Raw genomic sequence first — 19,662 nt, forward strand, 5'->3', positions numbered from 1 at the left:
CCTTTCAGTTGGGAGTATGGGCATCAGCCGACATACGCTTTTGCATGACGACCAACTGGGGTTTGGCGTCCGGAAGGGACGTGACGTGCATCGAGCACCGTATAACGATGCCCACGAAATCTGGTGAAATCGTGAAATCACTGCATGGCACCTTAAATCGGTGCCGATTTAAGCGCTAAGCCATAGCGCAATTCGAAGTGTTTCACGGCCTTGCGCGTCCTGTAAGACACACACAGCATTGTCGTAAAATCAGGAAACGGCGCAATCTTTCGTCCGGGCATTGGCGGCTCTGAGCGTCATCAAGCCGCCCACCATCATCACGATAATCACCGCCGCGTAGATGTCGGTCGTCAATCTATAGCCGATTGCCTTGGCAAGGAAGCCGGCGACAATCGCGGGCAGGCTGAAGGCGAGATAGCTTTGGGTGTAGAAGGCGGAAAGCAGCCCGGCACGTTCCTCGGGTTTCGCGAGCGGCATGATGGTGCTGACCGAGCCAAGGAAGCTGGTGCCGAACCCGGCGCCGGCGATGACCGTGCCGGCGATCAGCAGTGCGACATTGCCGCTATGGACGCCGCCCGTCACCGTCAGTATCCCGAGCGTCATCGAGGAGACGCCGAAGGTCAGGTTGGTTGGGGCCGTTCGCTTGCGCGAGAGGAAAACCGCGACGGCACCGCTCACGGTCAATGCCGCGACGACGGCACCGCCTGTAATCGGCGAGCTGCTGCCCGTGGTGGAAGCGATGAGCGACGGGATGAGTGAGAGATAGAAGCCGCCGAGCGTCCAGACAGAGATGTTGATCGGCGTCACCAGCCTGAGCGGTCGTTTCACCTGCGCCGGCACCGCCACGTCGGGTTTCAGCGAGGCAAGCATCCCGGGCCGCTTCTCGACCGTCTCCGGAATCAGCCAGATCGCTGCCGCCTGCAGCGCGAAGACGATGAGAAGGAGCGCGTAAACAAGGTGCATCGGCTCCGGACCATAGGCAATCAGAGCGCCGGTTCCAAGCGCTCCCACGGCCATGCCGAGCAGAGGCCCGATACTGTTGACGATCTGTCCGCTGGCACGGTCGACGTCGACGAGTGCGGCGCCGATCGAGGCGGTGGCTGTGCCTGTGGCTAAACCCTGGACGATGCGGGCCGCGATCAGCCAGTCCGACCCATCGGCGGCGATGAAAAGCCCCATCGCCGCCATCTCGACAACAAGTGCAGCAAAGATCACCGGCTTGCGGCCGAGATGGTCCGAGATCGAACCGACGATCAGAAGCGCCATCAGGAGTGCGAAGGCGTAGACGGCGAAGACGATCGTGATGAGGACCGGGGAGGCGGCGAAGTTCTCCTGATAGAGGCGATAAAGCGGGGTCGGCGCCGCCGACGCCGCGAAAAACGAACCGAGTGTTGCGGCATGGAAAGTGAGCAGTCTGGCTGAACGGCGAGGTGAATTAGGCGTGGATTCGATCGCGGCAGACATGTATAAAATACCTTAAAGCTAATTCGTTGCGTTAGTTCTCTGTAGCGTCTTATGGCCGTAAAAGCAAATAATTTGCGTTAACGTGATCGAAAGGCGAAGACAGTATGTGGAAGCCGGAAGAGGAAGGTTCAGGCAAGTTAATGGTAATAAAGGAAAATCTCCGCCCTGGCGGGCGAAGCGCAAGAGTTCAGGCTTCGGTGCACAAGGCGGTTCGCGAGCTCTTGGCCGAAGTCGACCGCACCGAAATTACCATCCCCATGATCGCATTGAGGGCCGGTGTCACGCCGTCGACGATCTATCGCCGTTGGGGCGATTTGCAGGAACTTCTTGCTGATGTCGCGGTCGAACGGCTGCGGCCGGACATGGACCCGATTGATACCGGTAACGGCAAGTCCGATCTCGTAGCCTGGGCGGAGCAATATGCCGAGGAGATGTCTTCCGGTCCGGGACGCGAGATGATCCGCGACGTGCTGTCTGCGCAGCAGGGTCTGAATGCGGGTAAGTGCTGCAGTTATACAATGCAGCAGGTGTCCGTCATCGCCGAACGTGCCGCCAGGCGCGGCGATGCCTTTCCGAACCTCGATACCGTCATGGATCATGTCGTGGCGCCGATCATGTATCGGATCCTTTTTGACGACGTTCCTCCGCCCTCCCATGTGCAGGAGCTGATCGACCGGATCATGCCGGGCGAACGCGCGGTGCGTTCAAACGAGGCGCAAAGGACGCGCTAATTCCTTGATTCTGGAGCATTCTGCGTTCAATATTCCCATTTGAACGCGGCATGCTCTGGCCGCCAGTTAGGACCGAAGAATTTCCATTGCGAAGCACAGATTCCGGACGTACCTTCACGTAAGGTAGCAAGCTGCTCGTTTTGCAGCCATTGGATCACGCCGAACGCGCCTGCCCCTATTCGTTCGTTGTTGGGACCGAAACGAAGGTTGGTGATGGTTTCATATCTTCTTGCGCAGATAAGATATTGGGCGGTGCTTCTGGCGATCGTCATCTCTGCCACCTTCGTCGCCGGACCGGCGTCGGCACAGACGCCGCCACCGCCCGACAAGGTTGAGCAGCTCGTTAAGCTGCTTTCCGATCCGGACGTGAAAGCCTGGCTGGAACGCCAGAACCAACAGCCAGCGTCCGCACCTTCCGGCCGAGAGACGACCGCTGGCGAGGATGCGCGGTCGGAAGTTTCCCAGGGGCTTGCCGCGCTTCGCGGGCACATCCGGTCGATGATCGCCGCAATTCCCACGTTGTCCACGCAGGGAATGCGCGCCTCCGATATCATGATGGTGGAATTCGAGGAGCGAGGTTCTCTTGAAATCATCGGGCTTATTGCCGGCTTCATCTTGGTGGGCCTTGCGCTGGACTGGCTGATCTACAGGCTGACACCGCGATACCGCCATTGGCTGAACTCCCAGTCACCCTCTTCGCCGCACGGCCGCCTCAAGGCGCTGTATGGGCGCTTCCTCTATGCCATCATCATGATGGCCGCCTTCATTATCGGCAGTGCCGGCCTTTTCCTGAGCTTCGAATGGCCGCCATTGCTACGCGAGGTCGTGGTCGCCTATCTGACCGCTGCGATCATCACGCGCGGGGTTCTCATCCTGGGGCGCGTCCTGTTGCTTCCTCCCAATCTCAAATATGCGCATGCGGTCGAACTCCGTGTCCTCCCGCTGACGGATGAGAGCGCCGCTCACTGGTATCGATGGCTGGTGATCAACACGGCCTGGTTTGCCTTCGTAGGCGCGACCTTCGACCTTCTGCCGACTTTTGGCTTCGATTTGCCTGCACGGCAGTTGCTGGCTATCCCCGTCAGCGTCGTTCAGCTTTGCCTTGTTTTGCTGGCCGTATGGCTGCGCCCGCCGTCCGAAGTGGCGGACGCCGATCATCCACCGCATCGGCGCGGCCCTGCCTCCTGGGGTCTCACGATCTATTTCCTGCTTTTGTGCGTGCTCTGGCTCGCAGTCCCAATAATCTTCCGGTTTGCGCTGGCCGCCTTCGTCCTGCCGGCAATCATCGTGCTCTCGCACAAGGCCGTTTACTACGTGCTGAGGGCCCCGACGCCTCCCTCAGATGAAAAGCCGATGACGCCGGTCCTGATGGCTGTGGTCGATCGCGGCATCCGAGTCCTGCTGATCGTTTCCGCCGCGCTTGTCCTGGCCCATATATCCGGGGTCGACATGTCGATGATGGCGGGCGGTGAAACGGCTCTTGCCCGGCTGCTGCGGGGTATCGTAAAGGCGCTGCTCATCGTTATCGCGGCGGATTTCGGCTGGTATATCATCAAGGCTCTGATCGCGCGCAAACTTGAGGAAGAGACAGGCAACAACCACGAGCATGGCGATGAAGAACGTGCTCAGGATGTGAGCCGGAACACACGGCTCAGGACGTTGCTGCCGATCGTCCAAAACATGCTCTTTGCCGCTATCCTGGTCATATGCGTTCTGATGGTCCTGTCCTCGCTCGGCATTGAGATCGGACCGCTGATCGCCGGCGCGGGCGTGATCGGCGTGGCGATTGGATTTGGCGCCCAGACGCTGGTAAAGGACGTGATCTCCGGCATTTTCTATCTTCTCGACGATGCCTTCCGGGTGGGCGAATATATCGTGAGCGGCGGCTACAAGGGCACTGTGGAAGCCTTCAGTCTGCGCTCGGTCAAGCTCCGTCATCATCGCGGTGCTCTTTTTACGGTGCCATTCGGAGAGCTTGGAGCCGTTCAGAACATGAGCCGCGACTGGGTCATAGACAAATTCAGCATCAAGGTCGATTACAAGGCCGACATCGAGAAGGCACGCAAGATAGTCAAGAAAATCGGGCAGGAACTCGCTGCAGATCCGGAATTCGCGCCCGACATCATCGAGCCGTTGAAGATGCAGGGCGTCGAGAATTTCGGCGATTATGGCATCGAACTGCGCATCAAGATGAAGACCAAGCCGGGCGGCCAGTTCGTGATCCGCCGCAAGGCTCTCGTGGCGATCAAGCGCGCCTTTGAGGAAAACGGTATCGAGATTCCCTACCCGACCGTGCATGTGAGGGAGGGCGAAAATCCTGCCGCCGCCGCCGCGAGAATGATGTCCGCGGCAGCCGAGCCGCAGACCAAGCAGGCGAGCTGATTATTCGGCCGCGGCGCGCTTGAGGTTCGAGACCTGCGTAATGTAAGCGCGCAGTGCTGCCGGGCGCACTGGCTTGTGCTGCAGGCCGATGTTGAATTTCTCCGCCTCCGCCCGCACCTCCGGCGTCCGGTCGGCCGTGATCAGCAGAGCCGGCAGGTCTATGCCGAATTTTTCGCGCAAGCTCTGGATAGCTGCGATCCCGGTGCCGTCCCCGAGGTGATAGTCGGCAATGATCAGATCGGGCAGCGGGCCGATATCGTCCGACTCGATGGCTGCCAGCGAATTGCGCGTCTCCACCTCGCATCCCCATCCCGAAATCAACGTCCGCATGCCTTCCAGGATCTTCGGCTCGTTGTCGATGCAGAGCACCCTGAAGCCCATGAGCGTTTGCGCCGAGCCTCGCTCGCTCGCGCCCGCAGCAAGCCCGCCGGCATCCGCCGGGCGCGCCGCATCGATGGGAATGATGATGCGAAAATCACTGCCCTTGCCGGGCGTGGAACTGAGCTCGACCGGATGATTGAGAACGCGCGCAATGCGGTCGACGATCGAAAGACCGAGCCCGAGACCGGAGGCGGTTTTCGCGCCCTCGTCGAGACGGGCGAACTCCTTGAACACCGTGCGGAATTTCGAAGAGGGAATGCCGATGCCCGAATCCATGACGCGGATGACGACGTGATCGCCGCGCCGTCGCGCTCCAACCAGGACCTTGCCGCTCAACGTGTATTTGATGGCGTTGGAAACCAGGTTTTGTACCAGGCGACGCAGCAGGTTAGGATCGGAGCGAACCGTCAGCGAACTGGGCATCACGACGAGCTTCAGGTTCTTCTCCCGCGCAATCGGGGCGAAATCGGTCTCGATGCGTTCGAGCAGGTCCGAGAGCGCTACGGATGCGATGCGCGGCTTCATAGCGCCGGTATCGAGGCGCGAGATATCGAGAACCGCGCCGAGAATGGCTTCCACCGATTCCAGCGCGGAATCGATGTTGCGCACCATGCCGCTGTTTTCGGAATGACCGATCCGCTCCACGAGGGCGGAAGAATAGAGGCGGGCCGCGTTGAGAGGTTGCAGAATGTCGTGGCCGACAGCGGCCAGAAAGCGCGTCTTACCGATATTGGCCTCGTCGGCGGCCGCTCGCGCCTCTGCGAGGGCACGATTGACGCGGGTAAGTTCTCCGGTCCGTTCGGCCACGCGCTGCTCGAGCGTCTCGTTCGCCTGCTTGAGCGCCCGGTCAGCGGCTACCCTCTGGGTAATATCGGTGAAGGTTGCAACGATCCCCTTCTCAGGCATGGCGTTAGAGCGCACTTCGATGATCCGTTCGCCGCCGGCAAGTACCAGCGCAAACGGTTTGTCGAGCGTCAGGAAATGGCGGATCACTTGCCCATCCTCACCCGCGGCTATGTCACCGCGGGTGCGCAGGATGGTCACGATATCGGCGAGCGGAAATCCGACCTGGCCGGCATTCTCCGGCAGGTCGAGGAGCTGGCGGAAGCGTCGGTTCCAGATTGTGAGGCGGTTGGAGGAATCGAAGACCGCGATGCCCTGGTCCATCTGCGACAGTGCCGTCTGCAGCATGTCCTGATTGTATTGCAACGCCTCGCTTGCCTGATCGAGCAGCCAGGCGGTATCGGCGGAGGCATCCTCGACCTTTTGCAGGATGAGCGAAAGCACGAGCCGCGCCGAGGAGGAGCCGATTGCGCTGCCGAGAAGCTGCTCCGAAAAATGAATGAGCGCCATATCCGCCGGCTGATCGTCTTCGAGCTTGCGTCCGGCCGACCGCTCGTAGGAATCGAAGGAGCGCTGCATGCGTTCCTCCCCCAGATAGCGCGAAATGGTCGTCTTGAGATCGCCGACATCGAGGCGCGTCTTCCAGCCGCGGGTGGCAAATTGCGATCGGGAGTGCCGCTTCACGAAGATACCCGCCTGGATGCGCTCAATCGGGCGGGCTTGGCGTGTCAATGAACCGGCGACATAGGCAAGCGTATTGACCAGTAGGCTGAGCGCGGTCGCGTTGACGAGCGGGTCGCTCCCCTCAGCGCTGAAGACGCTGGCGCCGGGGAAAATGAATCCGAGGACGGCCCTTGCCACATAGGAATAGTCCGGTCCGCCGAGGCTCGGCAGGAACAGGAGATACAGCCAGACGATGAATCCCGACACGAGGCCGAGAATCGCGCCGCGTGCATTGGCCCGTCGCCAGATCAATCCGCCGAAGAGGGCAGGCGCCATCTGCGCGATTGCGGCGAAGGAAAGAAGGCCGATCGAGGCGAGCCCCGTTTCGCTGTCGGTCGACCGATAATAGGCATAGCCGAGCAGTAGCACCGCGAAGATCGCGCTGCGCCGGATGTGCAGCAGCGTCTTGGAGAAATTATCGCGCGGGCCGCCATAGCCGATCAGTCGCTGCCGCAGGAAGATCGGCATGACGATGTCGTTCGAGACCATGATCGACAGCGCCACCGAAGCGACGATGACCATCGCGGTGGCGGCGGAAAAGCCGCCGATGAAGGTGATGAGCGAGACCAGCGGCATCTGACCCGCAAGCGGCAGCGAGAGCATATAGAGGTCTGCATTACCCGCGCCGCCGAAGGTCAGCACGCCACCGATCGCGATCGGCAGCACGAACAGATTGATGGCAATGAGATAGAGCGGGAACAGCAGGCCGGCGAGGCGGAGTTCCTTGGGGGTGCGGTTTTCGACCACGGTCACATGGAACTGCCTGGGCAGCATGACAATCGCGAAAGCGGACAGCACGACCAGCGTGATCCAGCGGCTGAGCGGCGTGTGATATTGAAGCGCCGACAGGACGAGATTGTTCTCGATGGTTCGGTTCCAGAGGTCGGCCGGGCCGTCGAACAGGACCCAGATGACGCAGATGCCGGCCGTGAGGAAAGCGAAGAGCTTGACGACCGATTCCATCGCAATGGCGAGAATGAGCCCGTCCTGATGCTCGGTGGCATCCGTGTGCCGGGTGCCGAACATGATGGCGAAGCAGGCAAGGACAATCGTCACGATCAGCGGCAGGTCGATGAAATAAAGATTGCCGCTGCCGATGCCGTAATCCGACGGATTGACCATGGCGGCAACCGTGCTTGACACCGCCTTGAGCTGCAGGGCGATGTAGGGAATGGCGCCGACGAGGGAGATGAGCGCCACGATCGTCGCGACGGTGGAATTCTTGCCGTAGCGGGCCGCGACGAAGTCCGCGACCGATGTCAGCTTCTCGGCCTTGGCAAGCTCGATGACGCGGCGCAGTACCGGCATGCCGAGGGTGAAGACAAGGATCGGCCCGATATAGATGCCGGCAAATTCCAGCCCTCGTTGGGCTGCGAGGCCGACGCCGCCGAAATAGGTCCAGGATGTGCAATAGATCGCCAGGCTAAGGGCATAGACGACCGGTCGGCCGCGACTGGAAGCGCCCGGCGCCCTGCTCCTGCGGTCGCCATAGCTTGCCACGGCGAAGAGCAACAGCAGATAGCCGAAAGCGGACGCGAATATGATCCAGCCTGGAAGCATGCACTCCTCGTCGACGGTTTGTACCGTCGGTTCCCGCCAGCGGCGCCATGCGTCTTATGAGACGCACTAGTCCCGCTCTAATAGTTTGAACTGCGGCGGCCAGACTAAGGCAAATTAGATGTCTTGAAAATTGGCTGCCCATTGGCCTTAAGTCCAAGATCGGACGCGCATGGCGGGAATATTCCCAAGGAGCGATTGAATAATTATAGTGAAGATGTAGCTAAGGAATTCAAGGACCTGCTAAACCTGTGAGAGGGGACGGAAGAGATGCTCAACGAGTTCAAGGCTTTCATAGCCCGCGGCAACGTCATGGATCTTGCCGTCGGTGTCATCATCGGCGGCGCCTTCGGAGGCATAGTGCAATCGCTGGTGAACGACATCATCATGCCGATTGTCGGGGCCATCTTCGGCGGCTTCGATTTTTCGGACTATTTTCTCCCATTGAGTTCCGCAGTGAACGCCCCGACGCTCGCAGCCGCACGTGCCCAGGGTGCGGTCTTCGCCTATGGCAGCTTCCTGACGGTCCTCATCAACTTCCTTATTCTTGCCTGGATCATATTCCTGATGGTCAAGGGTGTGAATATCCTGCGCACGCAGGTCGAAAGGAAACAGGAAGAGGCAGCCGAGGCCGCGCCTCCGCCGGTCGATGTCCAACTTCTGACCGAAATTCGCGATCTGCTTGCGAAGAGACCAGCCGTCTGATCCTTGTGCGATGCGGCTTTGTCTTGCGCGGATGAGGCCCGCATCCATAACAGATATCGATATATCGCTCAGGTAAAATGATTGGGATTTGCCAACTGAATCACACTATGAAGGCAAAAGCCCGGAGATGAGCATGTCGATTTTGAATAGCCTGAGCCCGCGTGCGCTTGCCGCACCTGAAAGCGGCATCGTTGAAGTGGTCAATTATGCGCGCGGCCGTGAGGGTTTGCTGCCGCTCTGGGTCGGTGAAGGTGATCAGCCCACCCCGGAATTCATTAATCGTGCGGCCGCCGAGGCCCTGATGGCCGGCGAGACCTTCTACACCTGGCAGCGCGGCATTCCGGAGCTTCGTCAGGCGCTTTCCGATTATTATCGCCGTCATTTCGGCGTTTCTCTTCCGGTCGAGCATTTCTATGTGACCGGCTCGGGCATGCAAGCGATCCAACTCGCGATCCAGACGATTACGTCTCCGGGCGACGAGATGATTTACCTGACCCCGGCCTGGCCGAATATTTCGGCGGCGTTCGAGCTGTCCGGCGGCCGCCGTGTCGGCGTGATGCTCCAGTTCGAGGGCGGCAGGTGGTTGCTCGATATCGATCGCGTCGAGGCGGCGATCACGTCGAAAACACGGTGCCTTTTCATCAACACGCCATCCAACCCGACCGGCTGGACGGCGACCCGCGAGGATCTGACGGCGCTCCTCGCGCTTGCCCGCAAGCATGATCTCTGGATCATGGCCGACGAGATCTATGCGCTCTACTATTTCGTCGGCGGCAGGGCGCCGTCCTTCCTCGACGTGATGGAGCCCGACGACAAGCTTATCTTCGTCAATTCCTTTTCCAAGAACTGGTCGATGACCGGCTGGCGCGTCGGCTGGATCGTGGCGCCGCCTGAAATAGGGCAGGTGCTCGAAAACCTCGTTCAATATTCGACCTCCGGCGTCGCCCAGTTCATGCAGAGGGGGGCCGTCGTCGCCTTGAACGATGGCGATGATTTCGTCCGCTCGAACATCGAAAAGGCGGCGCGCTCGCGCGACATCCTCTGCGATGCGCTGATCGCCACCAATCGCGTGGAGACCTTGAAGCCCGATGGCGCGCTCTATGCCTTCCTGAAGATCGACGGCGTGACGGACAGCCGCAAGACGGCACTCGACATCGTCGACAGGACTGGTGTCGGGCTGGCACCCGGAACGGCATTCGGAGCCGGCGGCGAACTCTTCATGCGTGCCTGCTTCCTGCGCGATCCAGCGCAGGTCGCCATCGCCGCTGAGCGGCTTTGCGACTATATCCTCCGCCGCTGACCCGCAGGCGCGCCGTAGATCACGCAGAGCCCGGCTTCAACCGGGCTTTTGCTTCATTTGGCACGGTCGATAAAAGTCTAACGATCGGGAAAATACCCGCCTAACCACAGTTCCAAACTTCCCGCTGGAAAGCCGTCCGAAAGCCGTTCCGATAAGGAAATCTGAACCCGGACGCGCGCCATATGCTCCCAATCTAAAAAGGGCAGGGAAGCAGGGAAAATGGCAGTACTGGTTACGGGCGGGGCTGGCTATATCGGCAGCCACATGGTCTGGGCTTTGCTTGATGCTGGCGAGAATGTCGTCGTTGTCGACCGGCTCTCGACCGGCTTCCGCTGGGCCGTCGCTCCGGCTGCACGCTTCTATCTCGGCGACATTGGGGATGAGGCGGTGCTGCAGAAGATCTTCATCGAGAACGACATTGAATCCGTCATCCATTTCGCGGGCTCAGCGGTCGTTCCCGTCTCGGTCGCCGATCCTCTGGCCTACTACGACAACAATACCGGCAAGACCCGCGTCCTCATTGCAGCGGCGGTCGACGCCGGTGTCCGCAACATCGTCTTCTCCTCGACGGCCGCGGTCTACGGTCCGCAGAAGACCGATGAGCCGGTCCGCGAAACCGCGCCGCTCAATCCCGAAAATCCCTATGGGCATTCCAAGCTGATGACCGAGATCATGCTGCGCGATGCGGCTGCGGCCTATGGGTTCAGCTATGTCGCGCTGCGTTATTTCAATGTCGCGGGCGCCGATCCGCTGGGCCGCTCCGGCCAATCGACCGAGGCCGCCACGCACCTGATCAAGGTCGCCTGCGAGGCGGCGATCGGCAGACGCAACGGCGTCCACGTCTACGGCGTCGACTATCCTACGCATGACGGCACCGGCGTGCGCGACTATATTCATGTGAGCGACTTGGTCGCAGCCCATCTGAAGGCGCTGCACTATCTGCGCAAGGGCGGCCGACCGCTCGTTGCCAATTGCGGCTACGGCACCGGCTATTCGGTGCTCGACGTCCTGAACATGGTGACCCGCCTGCACGGCCAATCCTTCAAGATCCATATGGCGTCGCGGCGGCCTGGAGATGCCGCAAGCGTTGTCGCCGATGCCAGCGTGGCGCGCAGCATTCTCGGATGGGCGCCGGTGCATGACTCCCTGGAAACCATCGTCCGCAGTGCGCTGGACTGGGAAATCCATCTCGCAGTCAAGGGTCATGAACATCTTCGCGAAGTCTACAGGGCGCTGGCGGCGGTACAGTAACTGCCTACAGCGCCGTGCGTCTTTTCAGACGCACAAAGGACGCCGTAGCACTTTGAATTGCTGCCTGTTTTTTATCCTTAAATCGGTTCCGATTTAAGGAAACATGCAGTAGATCAACCCGCAGTCATATGCTCGTCCGGCGTCTCATGCTCATAGAGCTGGTCCATGGTCAGCGAAGCCACCTCGGCAAGCTGGACCTGTGTCCTTACGCGGCCGTCGCCGAGGATGACGACGTCGTCGCAGAACGAAATCGTGCTCCGGTGGTGGCTGATGACCAGGGTCGTGCGGCGGCCGGCCCTTGATTTCAGCGTTTCGACAATGGCGGCTTCGGAAAGTCCGTCCACGGCATTCGTCGCTTCGTCAAGGATCAGAATCTCCGGATCGCGCACCAGCGCTCGCGCCAGCGCGATCCGCTGCCGCTGCCCCGCGGACAAATTGAACCCGCGATAGCCGACGACGGTCTGGTATCCTTCGGGCAGGTTCTCGATGAACTCATGCGCTTCCGCCAGCTTTGCTGCGCGTTCCGCCTCGGCTGCCGTAGTCTTCTTCCCATAGGTGATGTTGTCAAGGATCGTGCCATCCACCAGTTCCAGTTCCTGGCTGGCAAGGGCGATCCGGCTTCGCCACTGAACGGGGTCGATCTTGTTTAGCGGCAGATCATCAATAAGGATTCGGCCCTCATCCGGCTCGACAAATCGGCACAGAAGATTGACGATCGTGGTTTTCCCGGCGCCTGATCTGCCGATGATCGCTGTCGCGCGACCGCTGCGGACCTCGAAACTTGCGGAGCGCAATACCACTGCCCGCGAACCCGAACCCGGATATCTGAACGTCACGCCGTCAAATCTGATGTGCTTGCGTATGTCAGTAGCTGGTTGCGTGCCCCCGGGAGGTTTCGGCTTATCGGAGGAATCCAGCAGCCACCGCACTTCCTCGAGCGAACCGCTCCAGCCCTGAACCTGTCCCCAGGACAATTGCAGATTCCGCACATGCGGCTGCAGCCTGTAGAGCAGGACGACAAATGCGACGATAACCGGGAAACTCACGCCCACGGACCAGGCGCTCACGACCACTGCCAGAAAGAGCAGCGAGTGCAGAACTTCGGTCAACGGCGGCAGAGCGCCTTGGCGCGTTTGCAAGAGGAAGCCCGCTCGGCGAACGGCGTCCGATGATGCGTCAAACACCTGCTTTTCGCGGCTCTCCTGTCCGAATATCCGGATCAGCCGCCCGGCATGCACGAGATGCAGCATTCTTGCCGCAAGCTCGCTGTTGTGCGACGTGACGCTGCGGCTGGCATTCTTGAGACTGGCCGAGAGCGCGATATGTGCGATCTGGACGAGAGCCAGTCCGATCGCAACGAAGAGAGTCATCTGCCAGGACAGGAGCAGAAGGAACGCCAGCAGAATGATGGCGGCGGAAGCGTTCACGATTGCGCCGAGGACGGTCTGGATGGCATCGGAAGCCCGCCATGACTCATTGGAGATGATATTCAGCAATCGTCCTGGGCTTTGCTGCAGGAAGAAGGGATAGCCGATCCTCAAAAGCTGATCTGCAAGGGCGCCGCGGATGGAATGGCTGGCCTTTCCATATATGTACGTTGTCAGGATGGCATTTGAATACGCCAAGGCGTTCTTCAGGACGATCAAGGCGAGGACGGCGGCGGCGATCGCGACAAGTCGCTCTCCGTCGCCCAACCCGGATCCCACTTGCTGAAAGATCGCGGAAATTCCACCTGCTTGCGGAGCACCGTGGTCGCCGGCAATGATGGTCAGCATGGGGATGATGAGACCGATGCCGGCGCCTTCGAGCGCGGCGCTGGTGAGACCGAGAACGACGACTGCCGGAAGAAGGCGCCCTTGCCTTCCAAGCGCTTGGCGCAGCATGTGCAAGCCTGGCAATATGTTTTGCAGCATAGGCAATGTTACCTCGATGAAGGGGTCAGTTGCTCGACCTGGGGCACTTTTGTCTGTTCCGGCCGCTTGCTTACCAGCAGGCCGGCGAACTTGATGGCTCCGAGCAGATTCATGAACACGATTGGCCAGTGCGATAGACCGACCTCCGGGTTGAACTTGGGGCCGCCGAAAGGCTCCATGCACGCAGACCTCACGGTCCAGTAAAAATGCCGAAGCAGCCACGCCGCATTGCGAGCGTGCTTCACATAAAGCCCGCCATTGCCGAAGCTGTAGCTACGGTGGAGTTTTTCGATCGCCTGCTGCGTCCTTCGACCGTGGTGATGATAGACGGTCATGTTGGGAACGTATTCGACCGGGACGCCGAGCTGAAATGCGCGCAGCACATAGTCGGTGTCTTCCGCCGAATGCATGGGGGCGCCCGCCCCAAGCCGCTCGTCGAAAGCGCCGACAAGAGCAGCAACCTCGCGATGCATTGTCATGTTGCATCCGAGCACGAAGCCGCCGGGATGAACGCGGCGGGTTAGCCACTCGGACACCGGCGACAGCTTGACCGTAAATGGCAGGTCGCGGGCATTGCCGAGTTCGACACGGCCGCCGCGCAGAACGAGCCGTTCGCCTCTCGCATAGTGCTGTTCGAGATCGTTGAGGTAATTGCCGTCGATTTCGCAGTCGTCATCGATGAAGACGAGAATTTGGCCACGCGCCTGCTGCAGCCCCGTGTTGCGCGCTACCGCCAGGCCCGGGCGAGCCTCCGTGACGAGCACCATCGTGATATCCGCCGTTGCGGCGAGATTGGCCAGGCATTCCGGTGTGTTGTCGGTCGAGCCGTTGTCCACCACGACAAGTTCACTCGTGATAGCGGCATGTGACCGGCACGCCGATTCGATGGATCTGATGCAGGCTTCGAGAGCTTCGGCACGGTCGCGGGTACAGACGATGAAGCTTATCAGCGGGCCCGGCCCTTCCAATCGTGGGGGAGGGGCCGTACGCGATTGGGACAGGGGTATGGAGCGGTCCCGCGTGGTCGGAAGACGATCAATGGCCATGTTACGGCTAGATCGTTGACGGAAGGACTGTGGCGGCAGGCACTGACTGCAGGTACCGCGCAAACGCGTCCGCCCGTTTGGTGGCCGCAGCCGACAGAAGGCTGAACCATGGCGCGCGAACGCCGGCGCGCAGGCCGTATCGTTCTCGGCGCCGAATGATCTCCCATTTTTGCGTTCGTGTCAGGAACTCGTGCGTCAGCCAGGGCCGCTCTTCGTCGCTGATCATCTGATAGAGGAAATAGAAGAAACAGAGCGCTCCCTCCTCGAAGCTCGCTCGCGCCTCCGCCGGCAGGCGCGAGGTGGCCTCTTCGAGCGCGAGGAGAAATTCGGCCACGCGTCCGATCGTCTCCGCGGTCACCCTCTCGCCGATGTCATGCAGAATGGCGGGATCGTCGATGAGGCCCGCCTGTCCAAGATTTTCCGCGACAATCTTCAGATGCGTCTGGCGCATTTGACGCTTATGCTTGGCTGTGACGCTGTTATCGTGAATGCGATAGGCAAGCAGGCTTTCGTCGATCATGGCCGCCGGAAAGCGATCGGTGATCCGTCTGAAGAGATCGAAATCTTCCGCGTGCGGATAGGCCTTGTCATAGACCAGCATCTCGTCGGGTATGACCTTCCTGTTGTAGACCACCGTCGAATGTATGAAGATGGTGAAAAACATCGACAAAATGCCAAGGTCTGTCGTCTGGTAGATCGGGTTGGGTGAGCCTAGAAGGACGCGGTCGCCGATGAGCCTGTCGATACCCGTCCCGCAGATCGCGAGTTGAGGTTGCTGTGCAAAGTGCGAGACTTGCCGCGACAGGCGCGACGGATAGGCGATGTCGTCGGCATCCATCCTGGCGATGAGATCTCCTTTGGCGACGGCGAGACCCTCGTTCAGCGTCGCAATCAGCCCGCGATTCTCACGCGATATGATGGAGATGCGATCGTCGGCCTTCCGATAACGTTGCAGAATTTCCAGTGAGCGGTCTGTCGAACCATCATCGATCGCGATGATCTCCAGGCGTTCATGATCCTGGCGCAGAATGCTTTCCACCGCTGCGGGCAGATAGGATTCAGCGTTATAGACAGGCAGCAGAACGGACACCAATGGAATAGGCATGTTTCTCCCCCAATCAGTTCGAAGATCAAGCGTCTGTAAGGATTTGTTTCGATCGGCTGGTTCGCGCAGGCGGGCCGGGCGCCCACCGTCCTCTGCTCCGTGAAGGTGCTCAGCCGCGCTGTTCGTAACTGCGGTGCTGCGCCCTCTTGCGGGAACATAAGGAAAGTAGCGCTTCAGGGCGTTGAGCCGCTTTTCAAGGACCAGCCAAGAGATTGACGCGAACACGAGCGTGAGGGCCCCCGCGACCAGGAAGCGTCCTGGTCCCTGCTCGGAAACATTGACCGGAAGCCATGGTTGAGCCTTGACGGCGAACGAGAGTGCAATCGGGTGAAAGAGGTAGACCCCGTAACTGATCCGTCCAAGGGCGGTAAGCGGCGGCAGTTCCATAAGCCGGCCAAGGAAGCCGCCTGATCCCGCCGAGAAGCTCCCGACGATCACGACAAGCGGTATAACAGCGAGGATCTCCAATCCGATCCAACGGAACCAGTCCTGCGCGGGCGACAATGGCATCGTTCGGAACCAGTTCAGCAGCAAAAAGGCGGCGGCGATCGGCAGCCAACTCAATTGCATCCATCGTGGCCAGGCCATAGTTCTGGTGCGATGGACCGCAAGCAATGCGCCGGCGACAAGCGCATCCATTGAAGCTGGTGGAAGCAGATCACGCAGGAGGGTAGGAGTTCCGGTGATCGGCCAACAGAGCCGGTAGGCCAATGAAAGGGCGATGGCGCCGATGCAGATCCGACCGAGGGACTGAAGAGGCGCCAGTAGGATAACCAGCGGCCAGATCAGGTAAAACTGCTCCTCGATACTCAAGCTCCAGGTGTGACAGAGGAGCCAGGGCGTCCACTCGTTCTTTAGCGCGTACCAGAAGTTCGAGAGATAGAGAACGTGCCAGATCATTGATCCGTTGGACTGTTCCAGATTGACCAGCCAGACGAAGCCCAACATGCCGAAATAGATTGGAAAGATGCGGAGCGCCCGGCGAACGTAAAACGATCTCAGCGCTGCGGCGGGTTCGAAACACTCCGCCTGACGTGCCTCGAGCAGAAGGCGCGTTATAAGAAATCCGCTGAGTACAAAGAACAATCGGACGCCAATATGGCCCCAATGAGCACTCTCGGTAGCAAAGAGGTGTGCATAAAGCACCATCAGAACAGCAACAGCTCTCAAGCCGTCCAGCTGCTGGTCGCGGCCGTTCCCCATCAAAATCCCCCGTGCACAAAACTTCGTCGGCCAGCTCCCTGTCCCTAAGGACGCTAGCTTTCAAATCAGTACGGTTGCGCCGCCGAATTCATCGACTGCCCCTTGATGAAGGTACGAGCGGAGCATCAGAATGTAGGGGGCATTAGGGCCAAACTTTGACCGGGCGGCCAATCGGTGGATGATGACTGCTTATGCGAAATTGCTAATAAAATGAAACTGATGGCTCAGGAAGCCCGGCGCAGGATGTGGTTCGCCGTAACCTGATGAATTGTCGGGTCAGAACGGTGAGGAAACGGCCATCATGTCAGAAAGTCCCGGCAACTCTGAGGCCAAAAACGCTGGCATTCTGGATCGAAGAACCAGGCTTGTCCGGATCGGCTGCATTACCTCCGGGCCGAATGACATATTGGAAGAAGGGTTGTGCCGATAGCCATGGCGTAACGGCAGCTTGGTAGGTGAGTTCGATCACCGCTTCGGAACTCGGAATGGGCTGCGAATCATGGGTGAAACTGTTCTCCGCCTTCGCAAGGTCCGACAGGTCTGGGCTCATTTTGGCATAGGCAAAGCCGACGCCGACGGTATCATCGTCCCGCCCCGGCAGGAGCCCCTTATAGGTCAGCCCCGCATCCAGATACCAGCTTACGCTGTTGCGATCCTGCTGCGGGGCGATCGCCACACGGACAAATCCATTGAGACCATTGTTGTCGCTGCCAGGCTCTTGCCACAAGGTCTGATCGGCAATGGCGTATATGGCATAATTGCCGCGGAGCTGCCGCGGCTCCCCGCTCGATAGCGGATCGGCCAGAGAGACGCCGTTCGAGGCGGTCGAAAGGCTGTCGAATTTTTCGGAATTATACCACGCACCGATCTTGTAAGTGCCCGGCAAGCCGGGGTCGCCCTTGCCGGGCACATAGCTATAGGCCGCCTCGGCAATGGCAAGAACACCGTCGCCAAGCGGAAATCCCAGTCCATTGGCGTTTCCATCCGGATCCGATCCCGTTGGGCTGCCGTTGAAGACTGCCGTCTGGAATGTCCATGCATCGTCAGGCTTGACGATGATCTGCGCACCTGGAACCGCGAATGGATAGGCCGGACCTCCTCCGGGAAGGTCGATGGCAAAGAGGCCCGGCCATCCGAAGGTCGAATTGACGAAAAGGCTTGCCGTGCTGCTGATCGCGAAATTCTGGTCCGCCAGGATTTGCCCGAGCTTCAGCGTCACTGTGTTGTCCAACAGGTCCTGCGAGACGTAGAGTTCTCCGAGCCTGAAGCCAGCATCGGCCTCGACCGAGGTCACGGTCAGCAGATTGCCGATGTCTTTGCCCGATAGGCCGTTGCCCTGGATGGCGTAGCCCGAGATGTGAAGCTTTCCGCCGGTCCAGCCGATGAGCCGATCCATGTCGAAATCGCCCTGCAACTGGAAAACACCGTCATAGGCGGATCCCGTGCGCAGCCCGCCTGAGACGTTGGCAAGCACATCGCTGGTCTGGGTTATCGTAAAGGTAATGCCTTCGTCCCGCAGCCAATTCCGATAGCCGTTCCAATCGCCTGTCAGTGTGGTATCCGCATGGGACTGCGGAGTGTTGTCGTCCGCCTTCGCTCCCGTCCCGAAAAGAGCAATCGCAAGTGCGAGTGGCGCGAAAGCGCTGGTTCTCATCATCGCTCCGTCGCCAAAGCTCATCCGATGTGCTCCATGAACGCAAAGATTCGCATGCCTGTTTGGTGTGGCCAGCGCATCACAGGAAATACGCAAGCGGCCGCCGGTGTCAAATGACCCCATTGTTGCTCATCGTGACTGGATCGATCGGCTGAGCGGGTTTATCCATGTCCGCTAGCAGCCATGGGGATATCACATGCAGAACGAGGCAGGTCATAGCGAAGAGGTCATTATCGAGCGGAGAGGCTCGGCCGGACTCATCCGTCTCAATCGGCCGAAGGCATTGAACAGTCTGACGCTTGGCATGGTCCGCACCATTGCAGATGCTCTCGCTCGCTTTGCCGAAGACCGCGAGATCGGTAGTGTCATCGTGAACGGGGAGGGAGAACGCGGTCTCTGCGCCGGCGGCGATATCAGGCTCCTGCATACCGCCGGCAGGAACGGCACGGGAGAAGCGGAGGCATTCTGGAGAGCGGAATTCCAGCTCAACCATCAGATCGCCCACTATCGGAAGCCCTATATCCCGCTGATGGACGGGATCACCATGGGCGGCGGCGTCGGCCTTTCTTCGCATGGAAGCCATCGCATCGTGACCGAGCGCACGCGTCTTGCCATGCCGGAAACAGGCATAGGCTATTTTCCCGATATCGGTGCGACATGGCTGCTTTCGCATGCCCCGGGAGAAATCGGAACCTGGATGGGCCTGACCGGATTGGACATCGGTGCGGCTGGCGCCATCTATGCCGGCCTTGCCGATCATTGCCTTGACTCGGCGAAATTACCGGACATCACCACTGCCATCAGCGCGTTGCCGCCGGGGATTTCGGATATCGAGCTCCACGCTCTGCTGACGCGGGCCTCGGTCGATCCGGGTGCAAGCTCGCTTGCCAGCCATCGGGATGTCATCGACCGGACGTTCCGATTCGACAGTGTCGAGGCGATACTGGCTGCCCTCGAAAAGGAACCGGGCGAATTCGCCGCCGAAACCCGGCGCGTGATTCTGACACGCTCGCCGACAAGCCTGAAGCTGACGCTGCGGCTGCTCCGAGCAGGGCGCGCAAGCGCCGATCTCGCCGAATGCCTGGATCGGGAGCTTGGCGCCTGCCTGCAGATCCTGCACAATCCGGATTTCTACGAGGGCGTGCGGGCTGCCGTCATCGACAAGGATCGCAATCCGAAATGGCAACCGGCTCGTATTGAAGATACCGAGGATCGCTTGATCGACCGCTTTCTCGTCGGTGCCAAACCGCCGCTTTTTGGCTAGCGCCGCGTTTCATCGTAAATAGATTGAGATATTCGCCGTGCGGCGATACCCCCTCATCCGACCCTTCGGGCCACCTTCTCCCGCCGGGGCTATGGCATTCACACATTTAGAATTGCCTATGGAATTGCGTTCTGATTCTC

The 19,662-nt window shown here is 59.9% G+C and carries 12 protein-coding genes and 1 pseudogene; 6 read left to right on the forward strand and 7 right to left on the reverse strand.

The features are described 5' to 3' along the window. Positions 1 to 249: 249 nt before the first annotated feature. On the reverse strand, positions 250 to 1,464 hold the full coding sequence (locus AAE029_RS15890) for an MFS transporter (RefSeq protein WP_371073821.1): 1,215 nt from the start codon (positions 1,462 to 1,464) through the stop codon (positions 250 to 252). A gap of 140 nt (positions 1,465 to 1,604) precedes the next feature. Here AAE029_RS15890 and AAE029_RS15895 point away from each other — a divergent pair, with 140 nt between their 5' ends. Both AAE029_RS15895 and AAE029_RS15900 read left to right on the forward strand, forming a co-directional pair. Further along, a complete protein-coding gene (locus AAE029_RS15895; protein WP_371073847.1) occupies positions 1,605 to 2,195 on the forward strand; it encodes a TetR/AcrR family transcriptional regulator in 591 nt (196 codons plus the stop codon). Positions 2,196 to 2,408: 213 nt separating this feature from the next. Beyond that, positions 2,409 to 4,577: a mechanosensitive ion channel domain-containing protein gene (locus AAE029_RS15900; RefSeq protein WP_371073822.1), complete on the forward strand. Its 2,169-nt coding sequence runs from the start codon at positions 2,409 to 2,411 to the stop codon at positions 4,575 to 4,577. Here AAE029_RS15900 and AAE029_RS15905 read toward each other — a convergent pair whose 3' ends face one another. Next, entirely contained in the window at positions 4,578 to 8,084 is a 3,507-nt protein-coding gene (locus AAE029_RS15905) for a NahK/ErcS family hybrid sensor histidine kinase/response regulator (RefSeq protein WP_371073823.1), read from the reverse strand. A gap of 267 nt (positions 8,085 to 8,351) precedes the next feature. On the opposite strand from AAE029_RS15905, the gene mscL reads away from it, so the two are divergent. From mscL to galE, 3 genes are all read left to right on the forward strand, one after another. After that, on the forward strand, positions 8,352 to 8,786 hold the full coding sequence (mscL, locus tag AAE029_RS15910) for a large conductance mechanosensitive channel protein MscL (protein WP_371073824.1): 435 nt from the start codon (positions 8,352 to 8,354) through the stop codon (positions 8,784 to 8,786). Between the two features lie 133 nt (positions 8,787 to 8,919). Continuing rightward, positions 8,920 to 10,086, forward strand: a complete 1,167-nt coding sequence (locus tag AAE029_RS15915; protein ID WP_371073825.1) for a pyridoxal phosphate-dependent aminotransferase — start codon at positions 8,920 to 8,922, stop codon at positions 10,084 to 10,086. Between the two features lie 219 nt (positions 10,087 to 10,305). Then, positions 10,306 to 11,337 (forward strand): UDP-glucose 4-epimerase GalE, encoded by a 1,032-nt coding sequence (galE, locus tag AAE029_RS15920; RefSeq protein WP_371073826.1) that lies wholly within the window; start codon positions 10,306 to 10,308, stop codon positions 11,335 to 11,337. A gap of 113 nt (positions 11,338 to 11,450) precedes the next feature. On the opposite strand, the gene AAE029_RS15925 is transcribed toward galE, so the two are convergent. From AAE029_RS15925 to AAE029_RS15945, 5 genes and pseudogenes are all read right to left on the reverse strand, one after another. Beyond that, positions 11,451 to 13,250 carry an ABC transporter ATP-binding protein gene (locus AAE029_RS15925; RefSeq protein WP_371073827.1) on the reverse strand — a complete coding sequence of 600 codons (1,800 nt, stop codon included), beginning with the start codon at positions 13,248 to 13,250 and terminating at the stop codon, positions 11,451 to 11,453. 8 nt (positions 13,251 to 13,258) lie between these two features. After that, positions 13,259 to 14,296: a glycosyltransferase family 2 protein gene (locus AAE029_RS15930; RefSeq protein WP_371073828.1), complete on the reverse strand. Its 1,038-nt coding sequence runs from the start codon at positions 14,294 to 14,296 to the stop codon at positions 13,259 to 13,261. Positions 14,297 to 14,303: 7 nt separating this feature from the next. Next, positions 14,304 to 15,401: a glycosyltransferase family 2 protein gene (locus AAE029_RS15935; protein WP_371073848.1), complete on the reverse strand. Its 1,098-nt coding sequence runs from the start codon at positions 15,399 to 15,401 to the stop codon at positions 14,304 to 14,306. 18 nt (positions 15,402 to 15,419) lie between these two features. Next, positions 15,420 to 16,604 (reverse strand): annotated as a pseudogene (locus AAE029_RS15940) (acyltransferase family protein); the annotation flags it as partial. Between the two features lie 304 nt (positions 16,605 to 16,908). Continuing rightward, positions 16,909 to 18,282 carry a carbohydrate porin gene (locus AAE029_RS15945; RefSeq protein ID WP_371073829.1) on the reverse strand — a complete coding sequence of 458 codons (1,374 nt, stop codon included), beginning with the start codon at positions 18,280 to 18,282 and terminating at the stop codon, positions 16,909 to 16,911. Between the two features lie 172 nt (positions 18,283 to 18,454). Between AAE029_RS15945 and AAE029_RS15950 the strand changes: the two genes are divergently transcribed. After that, positions 18,455 to 19,522 carry an enoyl-CoA hydratase/isomerase family protein gene (locus tag AAE029_RS15950; protein WP_371073830.1) on the forward strand — a complete coding sequence of 356 codons (1,068 nt, stop codon included), beginning with the start codon at positions 18,455 to 18,457 and terminating at the stop codon, positions 19,520 to 19,522. Positions 19,523 to 19,662 lie beyond the last annotated feature (140 nt).

This window comes from Sinorhizobium sp. CB7 (genome assembly GCF_041357635.1).
Lineage (GTDB): Bacteria > Pseudomonadota > Alphaproteobacteria > Rhizobiales > Rhizobiaceae > Rhizobium.